Source organism: Streptomyces sp. NPDC053431 (genome assembly GCF_044544925.1).
In the GTDB taxonomy this organism is placed as follows: Bacteria; Actinomycetota; Actinomycetes; order Streptomycetales; family Streptomycetaceae; genus Streptomyces.
In genome coordinates this window covers 16,444-36,098 of sequence record NZ_JBITXX010000008.1, presented here as the reverse complement: position 1 = coordinate 36,098, position 19,655 = coordinate 16,444, and the positions used below count along the sequence as shown (strand labels likewise).

19 protein-coding genes are annotated in these 19,655 nt (G+C 75.6%); 15 read left to right on the top strand and 4 right to left on the bottom strand.

Annotated features, from left to right (window positions below):
- The first annotated feature begins 272 nt into the window (after nucleotides 1-272).
- The 14 genes from ACIGXE_RS20090 to ACIGXE_RS20025 all read left to right on the top strand — a co-directional run bounded on the left by ACIGXE_RS20090 (nucleotide 273) and on the right by ACIGXE_RS20025 (nucleotide 13,391).
- On the top strand, nucleotides 273-662 hold the full coding sequence (locus ACIGXE_RS20090; protein WP_399749165.1) for a hypothetical protein: 390 nt from the start codon (nucleotides 273-275) through the stop codon (nucleotides 660-662).
- A gap of 12 nt (nucleotides 663-674) precedes the next feature.
- Nucleotides 675-1,115, top strand: coding sequence for a phage tail protein (locus ACIGXE_RS20085; protein WP_399749163.1), 441 nt, complete (start codon nucleotides 675-677; stop codon nucleotides 1,113-1,115).
- 5 nt (nucleotides 1,116-1,120) lie between these two features.
- A complete protein-coding gene (locus tag ACIGXE_RS20080; protein WP_399749161.1) occupies nucleotides 1,121-1,918 on the top strand; it encodes a LysM peptidoglycan-binding domain-containing protein in 798 nt (265 codons plus the stop codon).
- On the top strand, nucleotides 1,918-3,771 hold the full coding sequence (locus tag ACIGXE_RS20075; RefSeq protein WP_399749160.1) for a VgrG-related protein: 1,854 nt from the start codon (nucleotides 1,918-1,920) through the stop codon (nucleotides 3,769-3,771). Before ACIGXE_RS20080 ends, ACIGXE_RS20075 begins: the two co-directional genes overlap by 1 nt.
- Before the next feature lie 17 nt (nucleotides 3,772-3,788).
- On the top strand, nucleotides 3,789-4,073 hold the full coding sequence (locus ACIGXE_RS20070) for a PAAR domain-containing protein (RefSeq protein WP_399749158.1): 285 nt from the start codon (nucleotides 3,789-3,791) through the stop codon (nucleotides 4,071-4,073).
- 8 nt (nucleotides 4,074-4,081) lie between these two features.
- Nucleotides 4,082-4,540 carry a GPW/gp25 family protein gene (locus ACIGXE_RS20065; RefSeq protein ID WP_399749156.1) on the top strand — a complete coding sequence of 153 codons (459 nt, stop codon included), beginning with the start codon at nucleotides 4,082-4,084 and terminating at the stop codon, nucleotides 4,538-4,540.
- Nucleotides 4,537-6,528: a putative baseplate assembly protein gene (locus ACIGXE_RS20060; RefSeq protein ID WP_399749154.1), complete on the top strand. Its 1,992-nt coding sequence runs from the start codon at nucleotides 4,537-4,539 to the stop codon at nucleotides 6,526-6,528. Before ACIGXE_RS20065 ends, ACIGXE_RS20060 begins: the two co-directional genes overlap by 4 nt.
- A 5-nt stretch (nucleotides 6,529-6,533) precedes the next feature.
- Entirely contained in the window at nucleotides 6,534-7,094 is a 561-nt protein-coding gene (locus ACIGXE_RS20055; RefSeq protein WP_399749152.1) for a phage tail protein, read from the top strand.
- A gap of 428 nt (nucleotides 7,095-7,522) precedes the next feature.
- Entirely contained in the window at nucleotides 7,523-8,395 is an 873-nt protein-coding gene (locus tag ACIGXE_RS20050; protein WP_399749150.1) for a discoidin domain-containing protein, read from the top strand.
- A 177-nt stretch (nucleotides 8,396-8,572) separates the two neighbouring features.
- Nucleotides 8,573-8,758: a hypothetical protein gene (locus ACIGXE_RS20045; protein WP_399749149.1), complete on the top strand. Its 186-nt coding sequence runs from the start codon at nucleotides 8,573-8,575 to the stop codon at nucleotides 8,756-8,758.
- A 41-nt stretch (nucleotides 8,759-8,799) separates the two neighbouring features.
- A complete protein-coding gene (locus tag ACIGXE_RS20040; RefSeq protein WP_399749147.1) occupies nucleotides 8,800-9,207 on the top strand; it encodes an STAS domain-containing protein in 408 nt (135 codons plus the stop codon).
- Complete coding sequence (locus tag ACIGXE_RS20035; RefSeq protein ID WP_399749145.1) at nucleotides 9,204-9,725, top strand: ATP-binding protein; 522 nt, start codon at nucleotides 9,204-9,206, stop codon at nucleotides 9,723-9,725. Before ACIGXE_RS20040 ends, ACIGXE_RS20035 begins: the two co-directional genes overlap by 4 nt.
- Before the next feature lie 48 nt (nucleotides 9,726-9,773).
- Nucleotides 9,774-10,223 (top strand): ATP-binding protein, encoded by a 450-nt coding sequence (locus ACIGXE_RS20030; RefSeq protein WP_399749143.1) that lies wholly within the window; start codon nucleotides 9,774-9,776, stop codon nucleotides 10,221-10,223.
- Between the two features lie 42 nt (nucleotides 10,224-10,265).
- Nucleotides 10,266-13,391: a HAMP domain-containing protein gene (locus tag ACIGXE_RS20025; protein WP_399749141.1), complete on the top strand. Its 3,126-nt coding sequence runs from the start codon at nucleotides 10,266-10,268 to the stop codon at nucleotides 13,389-13,391.
- Here ACIGXE_RS20025 and ACIGXE_RS20020 read toward each other — a convergent pair.
- The 4 genes from ACIGXE_RS20020 to ACIGXE_RS20005 all read right to left on the bottom strand — a co-directional run bounded on the left by ACIGXE_RS20020 (nucleotide 13,369) and on the right by ACIGXE_RS20005 (nucleotide 17,971).
- On the bottom strand, nucleotides 13,369-15,609 hold the full coding sequence (locus ACIGXE_RS20020) for a SpoIIE family protein phosphatase (protein ID WP_399749139.1): 2,241 nt from the start codon (nucleotides 15,607-15,609) through the stop codon (nucleotides 13,369-13,371). The two genes, ACIGXE_RS20025 and ACIGXE_RS20020, sit on opposite strands and share 23 nt — an antisense overlap.
- A 730-nt stretch (nucleotides 15,610-16,339) precedes the next feature.
- A complete protein-coding gene (locus ACIGXE_RS20015) occupies nucleotides 16,340-16,810 on the bottom strand; it encodes a hypothetical protein (protein WP_399749643.1) in 471 nt (156 codons plus the stop codon).
- Between the two features lie 5 nt (nucleotides 16,811-16,815).
- On the bottom strand, nucleotides 16,816-17,328 hold the full coding sequence (locus tag ACIGXE_RS20010) for an RNA polymerase sigma factor (RefSeq protein WP_399749137.1): 513 nt from the start codon (nucleotides 17,326-17,328) through the stop codon (nucleotides 16,816-16,818).
- Nucleotides 17,329-17,380: 52 nt separating this feature from the next.
- Nucleotides 17,381-17,971, bottom strand: coding sequence for a DUF3995 domain-containing protein (locus tag ACIGXE_RS20005; protein ID WP_399749135.1), 591 nt, complete (start codon nucleotides 17,969-17,971; stop codon nucleotides 17,381-17,383).
- Between the two features lie 241 nt (nucleotides 17,972-18,212).
- Here ACIGXE_RS20005 and ACIGXE_RS20000 point away from each other — a divergent pair, with 241 nt between their 5' ends.
- Nucleotides 18,213-19,511, top strand: coding sequence for a serine hydrolase domain-containing protein (locus ACIGXE_RS20000; protein ID WP_399749133.1), 1,299 nt, complete (start codon nucleotides 18,213-18,215; stop codon nucleotides 19,509-19,511).
- Nucleotides 19,512-19,655: the final 144 nt, after the last annotated feature.

Here is a 19,655-nt window from a genome sequence, read left to right as displayed (position 1 = left end):
CCGCTTGGGGGGGGGGGGGGGGGGGGGGGGCCGGGGGGGGGCCGGGGGGGGGCCGGGGGGGCCGTCCCGCGCCCCCCCGGCGGGGTTTGCGGGGGCGCTGCCACACCCGGGCCCCCCGGCCGCCCCCAACGGCCGCTCCCGCCGTCCCCGCCGTCCCCCTCCAGCGGACGCCCTCGGGGCCCTCCGCCGCACCCGCCGCCCCGCGCCCGGACCCGCGCGGCGGGCCCGCGCCCGCCGCCCCGTGGTCCGGAGCGCCCCGTGACGCGGGCGACGTGGCCGTCGCCGCCGGGATCGCGCAGCGGATGGCCGACGGGAGTGTGGTGTTCGCGCCTCCGCCGGGCCGGCAATCCGTGGCGGCCTCCGCGCCGTTCGCGCAGCGGGAGGTCGCCGACGAGGAGCCCCCGCCGCCGGAGGCCGCGCCCGGCCCGGCGTCCGAGCCCGCCCCCGGGGGCGGCGACGACGACGGGCACCCCCTCGCGGCGGACGGAGGGAGTCCGGCGGCCGTCGCCGCCGGCTCGCCGCACCCCGCCGGGCCGCCCGGCACTCCCCCGGTCACCGACGAGTTCGTCCGCGCGCTGTACCCGCCGCTCGCCCGGCTCCTCAAGGCCGATCTGCGGCTGGAGCGCGAGCGCTCCGGCCGTCTCATCAACACCAGGTTCTGAGGAGGGACCGCCATGGCCAACGCCGACCGGAACGACGAGCCCGCCGTCAGCGTCTGCTTCGTCGTCACCATCGACGACATCGAGCTCGGGTCCTTCAACACCTGCGAGGGCCTGGGCTGCGAGGTCGTCCTGGAGACGCGCGAGGAGGGCGGCAACAACGGGCACGTGTGGCAGCTGCCGACCCGCCTCAAGTACTCGAACGTGAAGCTGTCGCGTCCGCTGACCCGGGAGACGGAGAAGGTGGCGCGCTGGTTCGCGAGCATGACGACCGGCTTCACCCGTAAGACCGCGCACATCGAGGCGCGTACCGGGGACGGGCGCAAGGTGGCCCAGTGGGGGCTGCTGGAAGTGGTGCCGGTGCGCTGGACCGGGCCGTCGTTCACGCCCGAGTCGCCGAAGGTGGCGGTGGAGACGATCGAGATCGCCCATCACGGCTATGTGATGGAGGGCTGAGCGGGATGAGCACCCCCATCGCGTTCAGCGCGGCCGGCACCTCCGGTGTCGCGTCAGCGGGGAAGGGCCGGTCGGCCCGGCCGAAGCTGGAGCACGCGTATCTGGAGCTGCGGACGCCGCCCTCGGGCGGCGGGCTGACGCCCGGTGCCCCGTGCGGGCGGATCGACTTCCAGTTCAACCCCAAGGAGTTGAGCCTCACGAAGGCGGCGGCGTGGAAGCGCACGCCCGCCAAGGGGGCGAAGAGCGCGGGTCCGCCGGAGTACCAGGGGCCGCAGCCCAGCAAGCTGACCGTGGAGATGTTCTTCGACGCGGGCGACACGCAGGACACCCGGGTGGTGACCTCGGTGGAGCAGCTGTTCGCGTGCTGCGTGCCGACGAGCGAGACCCGGCAGCAGCAGCGCTCGTCCCCGCCGTGGGTGGTCTTCCACTGGGGCGGGCTGACCGGGTTCCCCGGCTACGTGAGTCAGGTGCAGGCGAAGTACACCCTGTTCACGACGTCCGGGGTGCCGATCCGGGCGGTGTGTCTGGTCACCATGGAGGAGATCAGCGGGGAGACGCCCGGCCAGAACCCGACGTCGGGGGCGCTGACGGCCCGCCGTACCCACCGGGTCGCGGCCGGGGACTCGCTGCCGTCGCTGGCCCAGCGCGAGTACGGCGATCCGGGGGCCTGGCGGGTGATCGCGGAGGCCAACGGCATCGACGACCCGCTGCGGCTCGCGCCCGGCACGCAGTTGTTCCTGCCCGCGCCGGACGAACTGGGGCGGCTCCGCGAGGAGTCCGCGCCGACCCGCCGGGGGCTGTGATGGCGCCGCCAGGAGTCGCCTCCGCGCTGGTCGTGGAGGTCGCCGGGAGTCCGCTGCCGGCCCGGCTGACGAACACCCTCGTGGAGGGGTACGTCGACGACAGCCGTACGCTGCCCGATCTCTTCCTGCTGCGCTTCCGCGACCCCGAGGCGACCCTCCTCGCCCAGGGCGGGATCGCCGTCGGCACGCGGATCCGGCTGCTCGCGCGGGGCGGTGGCGGCGCCGAGCCGCGGCCGCTGCTCGACGGGGTGGTGACGGCGCTCGAGCTGGAGCTGGACGAGTCCGGCACGTTCACGGTGGTGCGCGGGCTCGACGAGACGTACAAGCTGCTGCGCGGGGTGCGGGTGGCCGCGTACCAGAACATGACGCTCGCGGACATCATCGCCCGGGTCGCCCAGCGGGCGGGGCTGAAGCCGGGCACGGTGGACGTGGCCGGGCCGGTGCTCGACCACGTGGCGCAGGCGAACGTGAGCGACTGGGACTTCGTGCGCGGGCTCGCGGAGGAGGCGGGCGCCCAGGCCTACGTACGGGACGGGCAGCTGCACGTGGTGAAGCCGGCCGAGGCGGGCGGGGCGCCGGACGCCTCGGCGCGCGCGGACCGGGATCCGCTGGTCCTGGAGCGGGGCGCGAACCTGCTGCGCTGCCGGGCGTCGGTGTCGGCGGCCGAGCAGGTCTCCGAGGTGGAGGTGCGCGGCTGGGACGTGCGCGGCAAGCGGGCCGTGGTGGGCCGGGCGCCCGCGGGCACGTCGGCGACGCTGGCGCTCGGGGTGACGGCGGCGCAGGTGACGGCGCCGTTCGGGGAGGCCCGGCACGTGGTGACGGACGGCGGCTACGGCACGCAGGAGCGGGTGGACCGGGCGGCGAAGGCGCTGGCGGAGCGGATCGCGGGCTCGTTCGCGGAGCTGGAGGCGGTGATCCGCGGCAACCCGGAGGTGCGGGCGGGGACGGCGGTGGCGCTGAACGCGGTCGGCGCGCCCTTCGAGGGCCGGTACACGGTGACGTCCTCGCGGCACGTCTTCGACGCCCTGCGCGGGTACGAGACCTGGATCACGGTCTCCGGGCAGCAGGAGCGCTCGCTGTTCGGCCTGACCGGAGGCGCCGGCGGCGCCGCGCCGGCGCAGGGGCGGCAGGCCGGGGGGCTCGTCAACGCGACGGTGACCGACACGCAGGACCCGGAGGGTGCGGGCCGGGTGAAGGTGACCTTCCCGTGGCTGTCGGACGAGTACGCGAGCGACTGGGCGCGGACCGCGCAGGCGTCCGGTACGGGGGGCGGTCAGCCGTACATCCCGGAGGTCGGGGACGAGGTGGTGGTCGGCTTCGAGCACGGGCGCCTGGACCGCCCGTACGTCCTCGGCGGGCTCCACAACGGTCAGGACCGCCCGTCGGGCGGCAGTGCGGTGGATCCGACCTCCGGGGCGGTGGACCGGCGCGCCTTCGCGTCCAAGGGTGGGCACCGGCTCGAACTGCTCGACGCGGCGGGCGGGGCGCAGGGCGTGAAGCTGCGCACCGGTGACGGGAAGCTGACGATCGACCTGGACCAGTCGGGGACGGCCGTCACCATCGGCAGCGACGGGGCCGTGAAGATCACGGCGAAGGAGAAGGTGTCGATCACGGCCTCGGGCGGGGTGAGCGTCGACGCGGAGCGCGGGGCGCTCGAACTGCGCGGCGACAGCGTCTCGGTGACGGCTCGTCAGGGCGTGAGCGTGGACGGCGGCCAGGGCGCGGTGAAGCTCGCGACCGGGGGCTCCGTCGACGTCAAGGGCGCCACGGTCACGGTGGACGGCACCCAGCGCACGGACCTGAAGGGCGGCACGACCCTGTCGGTCGGCGCGCCCCTCGTGAAGATCAACTGACCGGTACGGAGGGGGACATGGCACAGCAAGCGGCCGCCGCACGGGTGGGCGACCCGACCGCGCACCCGGGGGTGCTCGGTCCGCCCGGGGTGCCGTCCGTCCTCATCGGCGGGCAGCCGGCCGCCACGGTGGGCACCGCGCACCTGTGCTCGTCGCCCGCCGGCCACCCGCCGTCGGCGCTCGCCCCGCCCGGCTCCACGACGGTCCTGATCGGGGGGCGGCCCGCGGCCCGGGTCGGTGATCTGTCCGCCTGCGGGTCGGCGGTCGTGTCGGGCTGCGCGTCGGTGCTGATCGGAGGCTGAGGGGAAGCATGGGACAGGAGTTCATCGGCGCGGGCTGGGCCTTCCCGCCGCGCACGGACGCGACCGGGTCGATCGCCCTGGTCCGGGGCGAGCGCGAGCTGGAGGAGTCGATCCGGCTGATCCTCGCGACCTCGCCCGGCGAGCGCCCGATGCGGCCCGAGTTCGGCTGCGCGATCAACGACTACGTGTTCGCGCCGGCCGACGCGGGCACGGCCGGCCAGCTCGCCTACGAGGTGCGGCTGGCCCTGGAGCGCTGGGAGCCGCGGATCGAGGTGACCGAGGTCGCGGTGCGCTTCGACGAGGCCGACAACGGGGTGCTGTACATCGACATCGGCTACACGGTGCGCGGCGCCAACGACCCCCGGAACCTGGTGTTCCCGTTCTATGTCATCCCGCGCCACGAGGCCGTCGGGCCCGGGGCCGGCGACCTCGCCGGGCCCGGCGGGGCGGAGGAGGACCGCACATGACCCTGCCCAGCCCGAATCTGGACGACCGGCGCTTCCAGGGCCTGGTGGACGAGGCGAAGCGGCTGGTGCAGCGGCGCTGCCCGGAGTGGACCGACCACAACGTCTCGGACCCCGGCGTCACCCTGATCGAGGCCTTCGCGACCATGGTCGACCAGCTCGTCTACCGGGTGAACCGGGTGCCGGAGAAGAGCTATCTGACCTTCCTCGACCTCATCGGCGTACGGCTCCACCCGCCGACGGCCGCCGGCACGGACGTGACGTTCCGGCTGTCGGCGCCGCAGCCGGAGCCGGTGTTCGTGCGGGCGGGTACCGAGGTGGCGACGGTCCGCACCGAGACCGAGCCGGCCGTGGTCTTCGGCACCACCCGGGACCTGACGATCGTGCCCTGCGCGTACGCGGCCCTCGCGACCTGGCCGGCGGCGGCCACGGGCGACCGGAACGGGCCCGGGGAGGGGGTCGAGCGGATCGCCGTCGACCGCACCGAGGAGCTGGCGCTCGGCCGCGACGTGCCCTGCTTCTCCCCCGCGCCGACGCCGGGGGACGCCCTCTACGTGGGTCTGTCGGCGGCCGTGCCCGCCGGGGTCGTGGTGCTGCGCCTGGACTGCGCCGTGCAGGGCGTGGGCGTCGACCCGCTGCGGCCGCCGCTGGTGTGGGAGGCCTGGGACGGGCGCCGCTGGTCGGCCTGCGAGGTGGAGAAGGACGACACCGGCGGCTTCAACCGGTCCGGCGAGCTCATCCTGCACCTGCCGGCGACGCACACCCCGCTGAGCATCGTCCGGCGGGCCGGCGGCTGGCTGCGCTGCCGGCTCCTCGCGGCCGAGCCGGGACAGCCGACGTACGTGGCGCCGCCGGTGGTCCGCGGGATCACCGCCTTCACCATCGGGGCGACGGTGGGCGCCGAGCACGCCGAGCGGATCACGGACGAGGTCCTGGGGACGGCCGAGGGGGTGGCGGGGCAGGCGTTCACGGTCGCCCGGCCGCCGGTGGTGCCCGGCGACTTCGCGCTGGAGGTGGCCGCGCCGGACGACGGGTCCACCGATCCCTCCGCGCCCTGGACCCGGGTCGACGACTTCGCCCACTCCGGCCCGGACGACCGGCACTTCACGCTCGACGAGGGCACGGGCCGGGTGGAGTTCGGTCCCGCGGTCCGCGAACGCGACGGCTCGGTACGCCACTTCGGGGCCGTACCGCCCAAGGGGGCCGCCGTCCGGGTCCGTTCCTACCGGACGGGCGGCGGGGCGCGCGGCAACGTGGCCCGCTCCACGCTGCGCGTGCTGCGCGGCACGGTGCCGTTCGTGGCGCGGGTGGAGAACCGCAGGCCGGCCGTCGGCGGCGTCGACGGAGAGACGGTCGAGAGCGCCCGAGTGCGCGGCCCGCTGACCCTGCGGACGCTCCAACGGGCCGTGGTGCCGCGCGACTACGAGCTGCTCGCCCGCGAGGTGGCCCCCGACGCCGCCCGGGTGCACTGCGTCCCCGAGGACGGGGAGGCCGGGGTGCGGCTGCTCGTCGTGCCCTCCGGGCGCGGCGACGCGCACGGCCGCATCGCGTTCGACGAGCTGATCCCGCCGCCGCGGACCCTGGAGCGGATCGCGGAGCACCTGGACGCCCGCCGCCCCATCGGCGCCCGGGTCGTCGTGGAGCCGCCGTTCTACCAGGGCCTCACCTTCGTCGCGACCGTGCAGGCGAGCCGCGGGGCCGTCGCCGACCGGATGCGGGAGGACGCCCTCACCGCCCTGAACGCCTACTTCAACGCCCTCACCGGCGGGCCGTCGGGTGACGGCTGGCCGTTCGGGCGCCCCGTCCAGACGGGTGAGGCGTACGCGGTGCTGCAGCGCGTTCCCGGGGTGGACCTGGTGGACGACGTGCGCCTGTTCCGGGCCGACCCGGTCACCGGGCAGCGCACCGAGGTGCCCGACGGGCGGATCCCGCTCGACCGGCACGCCCTCGTCTTCTCGTACGAGCACCAGCTGAGGGTCCGGGAGGTCTGACCGCCGTGCGCACCGCCGTCCCCGGGCTGCCGAGCCCGCATCCGCTGAGCGACCTGCTGCCCGCGGTCTACCTGGAACACGACTTCCTGGCCCGCTTCCTGGCCGCCCTCGACGACGTCCTGGCGCCGCTGCTGCTCAGCGTCGACAACCTGCCCGCGCACCTCGACCCGCGCCACGCGCCGGAGGACTTCCTCGAGTGGCTGGCCGGCTGGGTGGCGGTGGACCTGCCGGGCGCGGCCGCCGCGAGCCCGCCGGAGCAGCGCCGGGCCGCCGTCCGCGGCGCGGTCGCCGGACACCGCACGCGCGGCACGGTACGGGGTCTGGCGGAGGCGCTGCGCCTGGAGACCGGGGGCGCGCCGGCCGAGATCACCGAGAGCGGCGGCACCGTCTGGTCCACGACCCCGGGCACCCCGCTGCCCGGCACCCGGCGCCCGTGGATCACGGTCCGTCTGACGGTCCCGGACCCGGCGCGGGTCAACCGGGCGCGCCTGGAGGAACTGATCACCGCGGAGATCCCGGCCCACGCCGGCTTCACCCTCGAACTGCTGCCCGGAGGCGCGAGATGACCTGCCCGACGTGCGGCCGGCGCAACGAGCCGGGGACGGCGTTCTGCGCGTCCTGCGGGGCGTTCCTGAACTGGGACGGGGAGGAGGCGGGCACCGGCGGCCCCGAGGAGGCCGGGCCCTCGGAGGCACCGTCGCGGGCGCCGGCCCCTCCCCCGGCGGAGCCGCTGCCGCCGGCCCCGCCGCCCGTGGCGCCGCCGGTGGTACGGCAGGGGCCTCCGCCCGCGCCCGTACCGTTACCGCCGGTAGTCCGGCAGGCGCCGGCGCCCCCGCAGGCACCTGCTCCGGCGCCGCCGGCTCCGCCCGTACCGCCGGTCGTGCCCCGGACCGCGCCGCCGCGGCCGACACCGACGGCTCCGGTGGCGCAGGGGGCTCCGGTGGCTCCGGTGGCGCCGGTGGCTCCGGTCGCCCACGTGGCTCCGGTGGCCCCGGTGGCCCCATCGGCCCCTGTGGTGCCGCCGTCCGCCGAGGCCGGGCTGCGGCGGCCCGGGGAGGAGACCGAGGCACCCGTGCCCGGGCCACCGCCCGAGGCACCGCCGGTGCCGCCGAGCACCCCGCCGGCGACGGCACCGGCCGCGACCGTGCGCTGCCCGAACTGCGGCACCGAGAACGCCGCCGAGCGCACCCTCTGCGTGCGCTGCGCGCTGCTGCTCGACCCGGGGCCGCCGCCGGAGGTGCCGCCGCCGTGGTGGCGCAGGCTGCTGCGACGGCGGCGGCGCCAGGCCCCCGTGGCCGGGACCCGCCCGCGCCGGGCATGGCGGCGGCCCCGGATCGCGCTGCCGCTGGTGCTGGTCCTGCTCGGTGCCGGCGTGTGGTTCGGGCTCCCGTACGCCGGTCGGCTGCTCGGGCTGGCCCGCGACGGGACGGGCACGCCGGAGTCGCTGCCGCCGTCGGCGGTGCGGGCGTCCAGCGAGCTGAAGGGGCACCCCGCGGGAGCGGCCTTCGACGGCTTCAACAACCGGTACTGGGCGCCCTCGGCGCCAAACGGGGCGACGCTGGAGGCGGACTTCGAGAAGCCGGGTGTGCGGGTGACCAAACTGGTGGTGTTCGCGGGCACGTCGGCCAAGAAGGACGAGTTCCTGACGCAGGCCCGCCCGGCGCGGATCCGGGTGGTGCTGGTCTCGGCCGACGGGGACACGTCGACCCGCGTGATCACCCTCAAGGACCAGCCGGGCCAGCAGACCTTCGACCTGAAGGGCTCGCACGTGACGCGGGTCCGGATCACCCCGGAGACGTCGTACGGCGCGGCGCGCGGCCGCCACCTGGCGGTGGCGGAGGTCGAGTTCTTCGGCCATCGCGACTGACGGGGGCGGGGCCGGCTTCGGCGGCGCGGACGCGCGGCCTCGGCGGTGCATACGAGGCCGGGATCGGGGCAGCCGCTCCACGGAGGTGCGGACATGGTCCCCGTGCAGTTCGTTCCGGCCCCCCGCGCAGGGGCGGAGCCGCGCGCGTATCGGGCGGCGGCGGGTACGGCGTGGGTGGTGCGTGAGCCGTCTCCCGTACCGGGCACCGTGCTGCCGGCGGCGGGCGGGGAGGCCGACGTCGACACGGTCGGCTGTCTGCGCCGGGCACAGGCAGAGGCCCGGCACATGGGGTTCCGCCAGACCGTCCTCGACATGCGTCTCTTCGCGATCGTCAACGATCGCGCGGTTCTGGGCTTCGCTTGATCATGGTGACAGCCGGCGGGGGACGGAAGGAGGGCGCCCTCATGGGTGGCGCGGAGAAGACGGAGGACTTCGCGGGACGGCTCGGCGTCCGGGTGCTGCCCGCGCGCCGGCCGGGAACCGTGGTCCTGACCGTAACGGGCGAGCTCGACCACGACACGGCGGCTCCGCTCCGGGAGGCCTTGGTGGAGCAGGACGGCTCCGGGCGGGTCGTCGTGGACTGCTCACAGCTGCGGTTCTGCGACTCGACCGGGCTCAACGTGCTCCTCAGGGCACGACTGCGGATGCTGGACGGCGGCGGCCGGCTGGACCTGGCGGGGCTGCGACCGCCGGTGGACCGGATGTTCGAGATCACCGGGGCGCGAACCGTGTTCCGGGTCTACGAGGACGCCGCCGCCGCGCTCGCCGACTCCGGCTCGAACGCGGGTGCTCCGGCGACGGAGGGGCCATGACGTACGGGGACGCCGAGGCGCCCGGCGACACCGCGGAAGACCCCGTCGAGGCCCGGCTTTCCACCCCGACCCAGGTCAGACGGCTGGTGCTGCACCGGGTCGAGGGGGCCGTCACGCGATGCCGTGACTTCACGGCCGCGGCCCTCGCCGACTGGGGCTGGCTGCCTGCCGGGACGCCGGAGGAGCGGGAGCGGGCGGAGGACGTGCTGCTGCTCGTCTCGGAGGTCGTCACCAACGCGTGTCTGCACGCCGGCGGGCCCGAGGAGCTGGTCCTGCGCCACTCCGGCGGCCTGCTGCGGGTGGAGGTGTCCGACGGGAATCCGGCGCGCCCGCGCGTCGGCGGTCCGCGTTCTCCCGCCCTGCCCGGTGGGCACGGCCTGATGGTGCTGGACCGGCTTGCGGGTGCCTGGGGCTCGGCCGACAAGGGCGACGGCGCCCCGGGGAAGGTGGTCTGGCTGGAGGTCGGACGCCCCTCGCACCCGCCGTGGGCGCGGCCTGAGGACGCGGAGGCGGAGTGACCGGCCCGTCTCCCGTTTAGTCCGCGCGGGGACGGACACTCGCCGCGTATGGCCACAGGAAAGGAGTCGGCGATTACCGTCCGCTCCCTTCGGTACGAACTGACGGAGGGTGCCGGAGTGGTGGCGGAGTGCCGCGCGCTCACCCAACGGGCACTGCGCGAGTGGTTCGGCGCCGCGGGCGGCCCCGAACGGGCGCCGGTCGCGGACGCCCTGCTGCTCGTCTCGGAGGTCGTCACGAACGCCGGCACGCATGGCGGTGTCCCGTACGAGCTGTGCCTCGACGGCACCGACCGGGCGCTGTGGGTCCAGGTCAGCGACACCAGCTCCGAACCGCCCCGACCGCACGGCCGGCACCGGGCCGCGAGGGCCTCGGGACACGGTCTCTATCTCCTGCAACGGCTGGCGGCGCGCTGGGGCACGATCCCCCGCGGCGTGGGCAAGACGGTGTGGTTCGAGGTGCTGGTGGTCCCGGAGGCCCCCCACCCCCTTCCGGCCTAGAGTGGATGGGCGGGGCGTCCGACCCCGCCCGCGAGGTCGTTCATGGCACAGCGCAGACCAGCACTCCGAGGCGGCCCGGCCACGGGCGGCGGCGGCCACGGCGGCGGGGACTCCGGCGGCTCCTCGGGACCTCCCGGTGAACCGCGCGCGGCCGAGGTGCACGCATCGGGGGGCCAGGGTGACGACGCGCTGAGACGGCTGTTCGCCGGGCTCGTCGCCGTACGGGACGGGGATCTGTCGGTCCGGCTCTCCGAGGGCTCGGACGGCGTCCTGGGCGAGATCGCGACCGTCTACAACGACATGGTGGACCGCCTGTCCCTGCTCACCTCCGAGGTCACCCGCGTCGCCGGTGAGGTGGGCGGGCAGGGCCTGCTCGGCGGCCGGGTGCGCGAGCCGCGGGCGGGCGGGGTGTGGCAGGAGCTCACCACCGGCGTGAACACGATGGCCGACAACCTCACCTCGCAGGTGCGGTCGATCGCGCAGGTCGCGACGGCCGTGGCCCGCGGCGACCTCACGCAGAAGATCCGGGTGGACGCCCGCGGCGAGATCCTGGAGCTGAAGGAGACCATCAACACCATGGTCGACCGGCTCTCCTCGTTCGCGGAGGAGGTCACCCGGGTGGCCCGCGAGGTCGGTACGGAGGGCAAGCTCGGCGGCCAGGCCACGGTGGGCGGGGTGTCCGGCACCTGGAAGGACCTCACCGACAACGTCAACTCGATGGCCGACAACCTGACCAACCAGGTCCGCAACATCGCCCAGGTCACCACCTCCGTCGCCCAGGGCGATCTGACCAGCCGGATCGACGTGGCGGCCCGGGGCGAGATCCTGGAGCTCAAGACCACCATCAACACCATGGTCGACCAGCTGTCGTCGTTCGCGGCCGAGGTGACCCGGGTGGCCCGGGAGGTCGGCACCGAGGGGAAGCTGGGCGGCCAGGCCGAGGTCGAGGGCGTCTCGGGCACCTGGATGCGGCTCACCGAGAACGTCAACGAGCTGGCCGGCAACCTGACCCGGCAGGTGCGGGCGATCGCCGAGGTGACGAGCGCGGTCGCGGAGGGGGACCTGACCCGTTCCATCACGGTCGACGCCCCGGGCGAGGTCGGCGAACTGCGCGACAACATCAACGCGATGGTCGAGTCGCTGCGGGTCACCACCCGGGCCAACGAGGAGCAGGACTGGCTGAAGACGAACCTGGCCCGGATCACGGCGCTGCTCCAGAGCACCCGCGGGCTGCCGGAGGTCGCCGAACTGATCATGACCGAGGTGCCGCCGCTGGTCTCGGCCCAGTACGGGGCCTTCTTCCTCGTCAAGGAGGACGAGGCGGGCCCCGTCCTGGTCCTGGCCGCGGGATACGGCCTGCCGGACGCCTCCGGGCGGCCGCGCCGGTTCCGGCCGGGCGAGGGGCTCGTCGGGCAGGCGGCGCGGGACCGGCGCACCCTCCTTGTCGATCCGGTCCCGGCCGGCTACGCGACCGTCTCCTCGGCCGTGGGGACCGGCGAGCCCGCCGCGCTGGTGGTCCTGCCGATCGTCGTCGAGGACCAGGTGCTGGCCGTCGTCGAGCTCGCCTCCCTCCAGCCCTTCGGCGCGCTCCAGCGGGACTTCCTCGACCGCTTCGTCACCGGCGCCGGCGCCGTGATCAGCTCGCTGGCGGCCAATCTGCGCACCGACGAGCTGCTGGCCCAGTCCCGCAACCTCGCCGACGAACTCCGTTCCCGCACGCAGGAGTTGCAGGCCAGGCAGGGTGAGCTCCAGCGCTCCAACGCCGAACTGCAGGAGAAGGCCGCCCTGCTGGCCGAGCGCAACAAGGACATCGAGTCCAAGAACCGGGTCATCGAGCAGGCCGCGCAGGAACTGGAGGCCAGGGCCCAGCAGTTGTCGCGGACCTCGATGTACAAGTCCGAGTTCCTGGCCAACATGAGCCACGAGCTGCGCACCCCGCTCAACAGCCTGCTCATCCTGGCCCGGCTGCTGACGCAGAACCCCGATGGCAACCTGACGGAGAAGCAGGTCGACTACGCGGAGGTCATCCACTCGGCGGGATCCGACCTGCTCCAGCTGATCAACGACATCCTCGACCTGTCCAAGGTGGAGGCGGGCAAGATGGAGGTGCGACGCGAGCCGTTCGCGCTGTCGCAGCTCCTGGAGTACCTGGAGGCGACGTTCGGTCCGGTCGCCGACGAGCAGGGCCTCCGCTTCACGGTGACGGTCGCCCCGGACGTGCCGGCCCATCTGACCACGGACGAGGGGCGGTTGCGCCAGGTGCTGCGCAACCTCCTGTCGAACGCCATGAAGTTCACCGACGAGGGGGACGTCTCGCTCACCATCGAGCACACGCCGCCCGACGAGATCCCGGCCGCCCTGCGCGACCGGCGGCCGGTGCTGGCCTTCCGGGTCGCCGACACGGGCGTGGGCATCCCGGCCGACCGCCTCCGGCACATCTTCGACGCCTTCCAGCAGGGCGACGGCACGACGGCCCGGGAGTACGGCGGGACCGGTCTCGGCCTGTCCATCAGTCGGGAGGTGGCCGCGCTGCTGGGCGGCACCATCGAGGTCGAGAGCACCCCCGGCAAGGGCAGCGTCTTCACCTTTCACATCCCCGAGCTGCCCGCCACGCGCCCGCCCGGCTCCGGCGGCGCGCCGGACGACCGGGCCGTACCGGAGGAGTCCGCCGGCCCGGGCCCCGGCACCGCGACGGCGGGCGACACCCGGCGCTCCCGGCCCGCGGACGTCGCCGCCGCACGGGGGCACACCACCTCCGACTGGGGGCACACCACCTCCGACCGGGGGCCCGAGGAGACCCGCCCCACCGTCCTCGTCGTCGACGACGACACCCGGAACGTGTTCGCGCTGACCCAGGTCCTGGAGACGAACGGACTCCGGGTCCTGACCGCCGAAGGAGGCCGCCGGGCCGTCGATCTGCTCGCCGGGCACGGGGAGGTCCGGCTGGTCCTGATGGACGTGATGATGGCCGGCATGGACGGCTACCGGGCCATCGAGGAGATCCGGCGGCTGCCGGACCGGGCCGGACTGCCGATCATCGTCGTCACCGCGAAGGCGATGCCGGGCGACCGGGCGCACGCCTTGGAGGCGGGCGCCGACGACTACCTCGCGAAGCCGGTGGACGAGGCGGATCTGATGGCCAGGATCAGGCGTCAGCTGGAGCGGTGACGGTCTGCGCCGGTCCCGTCTCGCCGACGCGCCGCAGCCGTACCGCGACGAGGCTCGTGTCGTCGTCGGTGTCACCGAGCGCCGTGCCGAGCAGCCCGTCGACGAGCAGCTCCGCGCTCTCCACGCCGGCGATCCGCTCGGCGGTCGCGACCAGCCGGGCGAGGCCCGGCCCGAGGCCCTCGCGACGCCGTTCGACCAGCCCGTCGGTGTAGAGCAGCAGCGTGTCGCCGGGGCGCAGTTCGGTGCGCCGCTCGGCGTACGTGTAGGAGGGCACCGCGCCGAGGAGGATGTCGTGCGGTGGTTCGAGCAGCCGCGCGCGCCCGTCCCGGATCAGCAGCAGCGGGAGATGGCCCGCGCTGGACCAGACGAGGGAGTGGTCCCGCGGTTCGTACAGCGCGCACACGGCGGTGGCGGTGGACCCGCCGCCGGTGCGCAGGGTGACCTCGTTGAGCCAGCCCATCAGCCGGCCGGGCGGGCGGCCGGTGAAGGCGAGGGCGCGCTGGGCGTTGCGCAGGGCGACCATGCCGGTGACGGTGTCGATGCCGTGGCCGGCGATGTCGCCGACGGCGACCAGGACCTTGCCGTCGGGCAGCGGGAGCACGTCGTACCAGTCGCCGCCGACCTGGTACTCCTCGGCGGCCGGCCGGTAGCGGGCGGCGACGGTGAGGTCGCCGGGCAGCTCGCGCAGGGCCGTCACCTCGGGCACGATCGCGCGCTGGAGCTGCAGGGCGAGCTGGTGGCGCATCTCCGACTGGCTGCGGACGGCGTTGAGGTGGTCGAAGGTCGCGGTGAGGGCGGCCTCGGTGCGGCGGGTCGCCGAGACGTCCTGGTAGACGCCGACGAGACCGGTGACCGCGTCCCCTTCGAGCAGCGGTTCGGCGGCGATCCGCACATGCCGCACGGAGCCGTCGGGCAGCACGGTGCGCAGCACGGTCTGCGCACCCGTGCGGCGCTCGGTGAGCGCCCTGAGCAGCTGGGTGAGGGCCTCGCCGTCCTCCGTGTGGATCCGGCGGCGCAGCGCCAGCAGCGGCACCGGCGCCTCGTCCCGGGACATGCCGAAGATCCCGTACGCCTGCTCCGACCACACCGTGTCGCCGCCGGTCAGGCTGTCCTGGAAGGTGGCGACGCTCTGCAGCCGTGCGACGGCCCGGCCGACGGCGATGCCGGGGTCGCCGGCGGTGTGCCACAGGACCACGGTCCGGTCGCCTCCGGCGAGCAGGACGCGGACGTCGAGGAGCGGGCCGAGCGGCGCCGGCGGCGCCCGGCCGGCCGCGGGGAGGCGGGCGGCGTGCTGCGGGTGGCCGGTGACGCGGGCGCGCCGGGCCAGACGGACGAGCTCGTCGTGGACGTGCGGGAAGGCGCGGGGCAGGGAGCGGTCGTCGGCCGGGAGGGCGCCGCCGAGGGCCGTGGCGGCGGCCTCGTTGGCGTGCTCCAGGACCGGGGCGCCGGTGCCGGCGCCGGTCCGCAGCAGCGCCGCGGGGGTGGGGAGCGCGTCGATGAGGTCCACGAGGACGGGGGCGCCGGGCTCCTCGGCGTCGGGCAGGTCGAGGATCGCGACCGCCACGTCCATGAGCCCGGCGACGGCCCGCCGTACGGGCGGGTCGAAGTCCAGGGCGCCGGGCCACCCGACGAGCGCCACGCCGACGGGTGCCCCGCGCCGCCGCAGCGGCAGCACCGCCCTCGCCGCGGCCGGCGCGGCGCCCGGCAGGGTGGCGTCGCCGTCGAGCCATACGGGGGCGTTGCCGTCGAGCGCGGTACGGATGACCTCGGGAGCGGCGGGTGGGATCGACCGCCAGGCCTCGGCCTCCACGGCGCCCACCCCGGCGTGGCCGGCCAGGCGCAGACTCCCGCCTTCGGCGCACCGCCACAGCCAGAGGCTGTCGGCGCCGAGCGGCGCGAGACCGCCCTCCAGCAGGGTGCGGGCCGCCTCGCCGACCCCGCCCGCGACCTCGGCGGCGGCGGCCGTACGGCGCAGTCGGCGGGCCGGCGCGGGCGCGAGGGCGTCCGGCGCGGGGACAGTGTCCCCGGGGCCGGCGACCGCGTTCACGACGTCCGCCGCGAGGTCCTCGGGCGACAGCCCGGTGGCCGCGGCGAGCGTGGTCAGATGCTCGCCGGCGTCGGCGGTGGACGCGCCCAGCTGGGCCGCGAGCACGCCGGTCGCGAGATCGACCAGATGCCGGCGCGCGAGTTCCGCCCGCAACCGCCGGTTCTCGCCCATCAGCTCCACGAGACTGGTCTCCGCGGACCTACCGGACGCCCCCGACAGCCTTTCCTCGGACCCTGCGGAACCGGCCAAAACGACCTCCGGAGCGGGTGCTCACCACCCTTCGGAGTCTACGTCCGAGACCCCCACCAAGGCACGACACCACCCCCCGACAACCAGCCCCGGCCTCCTCCCCCACGGGGTCCGGTGCGAGCCCTCGCGCCCCACGGGGTCCCGTGCGGGCCCTCGCACTGCGCGGCTGCGCCCCTCCCCCACGGGGCCCGGTGCGGGCCCCCGCACTGCGCGGCTGCGCCCTCCCCGACTGGGCCGGCGCGGGCCCTCGCACTGCGCGGCTGCGAGCCCTCGCCCTCCGGTGGCGCCCCCTCCGCCTCCCCCCACGTCGGCCCTTGCCCGCCCCCGTGTGGGCAGTCGTCCCGCAGGGCGGGACGGGTAGGCACACGGGACATCGCCCTTGCCGGGCCCAGGCCCACCACGCCTCGACACCGGCCGGCGCCGGGCCGCGCCCCACAGGAGCCCCCGGCCGGCGGCCCCGCCCACACAGGCCTCCGCCCACCCCCCGTGTGGGCAGTCGTCCCGCAGGGCGGGACGGGTGGGCACACGGGACATCGCCCCTTGCCGGGCCCAGGCCCACCACGCCTCCACGCCGGCCGGCGCCGGGCCGCGGCGGAAAACAGGGGCCCAGGCCGGGCGGACCCGTCGCGGCCGGGTGGCCGCCCCGCAGGGGTTACGGCGCGGGTCGGCGGGCGGCGGCCACGAGGCCCTCCAGACGGCGCAGCGCCTCCGTCAGCTCGGCTCGGGCGCCGAACGGCACCAGCGCCGCACGGCCCGGCACCCGCACCCCGCCGGTGAGGGCGACCAGGGTGCCCTCCGGGACGGCGACGGCAGCCATGCCGATGACCAGGAACCGGCTCTGCAGCCAGCACCAGCCCGGCCTCAGCACGCCCTGGAGACGGGCGCGCAGCCCGTAGCGACTCCGCGCGAGCGCCTCCACCCGGTCGCCCTCGACCCGCAGCACCCGCACCCGGCGCATGTCCGGCTGAAAACGTCCGAACTCGCCCTCCAGGTCGCTCATCACCGCCCACACCTCGTCGAGCGGCACCGGGATCACCCCCTCGACCAGCGGGGCGCCGCGGACCGCCGCGACCATCACGCGCAGCCGTGCGACCTCGTCGAGGGCGGTCTCGCCGGAATTCATGGGGATCACGCGGACCACGCCTTTCGGAAGCTCACCCGGGCGCGGTGCAGCCGGGACTTCGCCGTGCCGGTGGAGACGCCGAGCAGCCCCGCCGCCGTCTCCTCGTCGAGCCCTTCGACGTCCCGCAGCACGAGGATCGCGCGGTGCCGCGGCGACAGCCGGGCCAGGACGTCACGGATGTCGGTCGCGAGCTGGGGGTCGCCGCGCTCCGGGAGTTCGGTCAGCTCGGCCGGCCGGGCCCGGGCCGCACCGCGCGCCACCCGGACCGCCTCGCGGACGGCGATCGTCCGCACCCACCCGTACAGCGTCTCGGGCTCGCGCAGCCCGCGCAGCGAGCGGAAGACCGCGACCATCGCCTCCTGGGTGGCGTCGGGACCGTCGTCGAGCGCGATCGGCGCGCAGATCCGGCCGACGTACGGGAGGAGGTGGTCGAGGAGCTCGTGCAAGGCCAGCGTGTCGCCGCGGCGCGCGGCGCGGGCCAGGGCGATCCCCCGGGCCCGGGTGGTCTCGTCGATCACGGGCCCACTCTTCCACGAGCGCGGCCACCGGCACCCGCGGGCCGGGACGTCCTCAACGCGGGCTCCCGACGGCCCGCTTCGGCTTCCCGATCCGTTCGCCGCCTCGCCCGCCGCCTCGCCCGGCACGTCGCCCGGCACGTCGCGCATCGAGCCGCCCACCGACCCTCGCACCGAGCCGCGCACCAAGCCGGCTGCCGACCCCGGCGACCCGCGCCGCCGCCACCGCGAAGCCGAGGCACAGGGGTGTGTAGAGCAGCGTGTTGAGCCGGTCGAACGTCTCCCCCGCGCCCTCGCCGACGCCCAGTGCCCACGCCAGGCCGACCGTGCCGCGTACGAGCAGTCCGGCCGTCACCGCGAGGCAGACCAGCCGGAGCAGCGGGCGCGACCGGCGGCCGCCGAGCCCTTGTCCGTACGCGAGGACGGCAGCCGCGCCCGTGAGGAGGACGGCGACCAGCGGCAGCAGCACCGGCGGGGTGAACGGCACCTCACTGCCCAGGACGGCGATCGACAGCGTGCGCGGATCGTGGGCCGGCCAGGTCGCCCCGGTCGTCCAGTACAGGTGCAACAGCCCGTCGGCCGCCAGCAGTCCGGCGACGGCCCGCGCCGCCGCCCGGGACGCCGGCCGTGGTGCGGTGCCCTTCATGGTTGTCCTCCCTCAGTCGCGGATGAACCGACACCCTCAGGAGGAGGGGGAGGGTCGAAACGTTCCCTGTGTCCCCCGTCACAGTCCCCGTCACATCCGGCCCCGCGCTCGGGGATCCACGCCGGCGTGCGGCCCGCCGCTTCGACTTGGCCGAAACACGCCTTCCTCACACGGAACCCGTTGCGCTCTCCGGCACTCATGATCGGTGAACGACCCGCCGAGGAAGAAGTCGAGGAAATCCGTGCTCCGTTCGCCGCACCGACGCCGCCTGGCCGTGGGCGCCACCCTGATCGCCGCACTCGCCGGGGCGCTCACCCCGGCCGCCGGCGCCTCCGCCGCGCCCGCCGCCGTCACCCCCACCACCGCGGGAGCCCCGACCCCGCCCGCCGCCGCCACCGCGCCCGACATGGACGGCGTCGCCGCCGCGCTCGACGCCGCCATGGCGAACGGCGCCCCCGGCGCCATGGCCCGCTACGCCGGACCCGACGGGGTCCAGTACCGGACCGCCGGTGTCCGGGACCGCGCGACGGGCGCGCCGATGGACATCCACGCGCGCTTCCGGATCGGCAGCATCAGCAAGACCTTCTCCACGGTCGTGCTGCTCCAGCTGGTCCAGGAGGGCCGGCTCGAACTCGACGCGCCGGTGAACCGCTACCTCCCCGGCCTGCTGCCCGACGACCGCATCACGGTCCGTCACCTCCTCACCCACCGCAGCGGCCTGGCCGACTACACCAACGCCATGTTCGACAAGACCGTGCCGGGCTTCGAGGCCGTACGGAACCGGGTCTTCTCCTACCAGGAGCTCGTCGACCTCTCCCTCGCGGAGCCGCGCACCACCGAGCCCGGCGTCTCGTACAAGTACTCCAACGCCAACTTCGTCGTGGTCGGGATGCTGATCGAGAAGCTCACGGGCCGGCCGGTGGCGGACGCGTACAAGAGCCGCATCTTCAAGCCGCTGAAGCTGAGCGGCACGTCGTACGTGCACCCCGACACGCGGATCAAGGGCCTGCGCGTACGCGGCTACCTGCACCCCGACGAGGCGGGCGCGCCGCTCGTGGACTCCACCGAGCAGACCGTGTCCTGGGCTCAGTCGGCGGGCGCCGTCATCTCCACCCCGGCCGACCTGAACACCTTCATGAGCGCGCTGCTGCGCGGCCGGCTACTCTCCCCGGAGATGCTGGGCGCCATGACGACGGTGACGCCGACCGACGCCACCAACACGCGCTTCTACGGGCTCGGGCTGCGGCGTTACGACCTGTCCTGCGGAACGCAGGTGTTCGGCCACACCGGCACCGTGCAGGGCTTCTACTCGTACGCCTTCACGACCGGGGACGGCAAGCGCAGCCTGTCGGCGGTCGCGAACACCTCGAACCACGGAGCGGCGAACACGGCGCTCGGCGGCACGCTCGAGGCCGCGTTCTGCGGCAAGAAGCCGGCCGCCGCACCGTCGGCCGCGGCGGCCCGCTCCTTCGCGACGCCGGGCGCGACGCCGGGCGCGACCGACCGGCCGGCCGAGCGGGACCTGCCCGAGCGCCACTGAGGCGTCCCTGAGGAGGCGTTGAGGGGTCATTGACGCGGCGCGGGGGGGGGGGGGGGGGGGGGGCCGCCCCCCCCCCCCCCCCCCCCCCCCCCCCCCCCCGCGCCGGCGGCACGCCCGCAGGGCCGGGGGGGGGGGGGGGGCCCC

Bases quoted from the DNA above. Each gene is read 5' to 3' on its own strand.
- ACIGXE_RS20085 (WP_399749163.1), top strand. From the start codon at position 675: ATGGCCAACGCCGACCGGAACGACGAGCCCGCCGTCAGCGTCTGCTTC.
- ACIGXE_RS20080 (WP_399749161.1), top strand. From the start codon at position 1,121: ATGAGCACCCCCATCGCGTTCAGCGCGGCCGGCACCTCCGGTGTCGCG.
- ACIGXE_RS20075 (WP_399749160.1), top strand. From the start codon at position 1,918: ATGGCGCCGCCAGGAGTCGCCTCCGCGCTGGTCGTGGAGGTCGCCGGG.
- ACIGXE_RS20070 (WP_399749158.1), top strand. From the start codon at position 3,789: ATGGCACAGCAAGCGGCCGCCGCACGGGTGGGCGACCCGACCGCGCAC.
- ACIGXE_RS20065 (WP_399749156.1), top strand. From the start codon at position 4,082: ATGGGACAGGAGTTCATCGGCGCGGGCTGGGCCTTCCCGCCGCGCACG.
- ACIGXE_RS20060 (WP_399749154.1), top strand. From the start codon at position 4,537: ATGACCCTGCCCAGCCCGAATCTGGACGACCGGCGCTTCCAGGGCCTG.
- ACIGXE_RS20040 (WP_399749147.1), top strand. From the start codon at position 8,800: ATGGGTGGCGCGGAGAAGACGGAGGACTTCGCGGGACGGCTCGGCGTC.
- ACIGXE_RS20035 (WP_399749145.1), top strand. From the start codon at position 9,204: ATGACGTACGGGGACGCCGAGGCGCCCGGCGACACCGCGGAAGACCCC.
- ACIGXE_RS20030 (WP_399749143.1), top strand. From the start codon at position 9,774: ATGGCCACAGGAAAGGAGTCGGCGATTACCGTCCGCTCCCTTCGGTAC.
- ACIGXE_RS20025 (WP_399749141.1), top strand. From the start codon at position 10,266: ATGGCACAGCGCAGACCAGCACTCCGAGGCGGCCCGGCCACGGGCGGC.
- ACIGXE_RS20020 (WP_399749139.1), bottom strand. From the start codon at position 15,609: ATGGGCGAGAACCGGCGGTTGCGGGCGGAACTCGCGCGCCGGCATCTG.
- ACIGXE_RS20015 (WP_399749643.1), bottom strand. From the start codon at position 16,810: ATGAATTCCGGCGAGACCGCCCTCGACGAGGTCGCACGGCTGCGCGTG.
- ACIGXE_RS20005 (WP_399749135.1), bottom strand. From the start codon at position 17,971: ATGAAGGGCACCGCACCACGGCCGGCGTCCCGGGCGGCGGCGCGGGCC.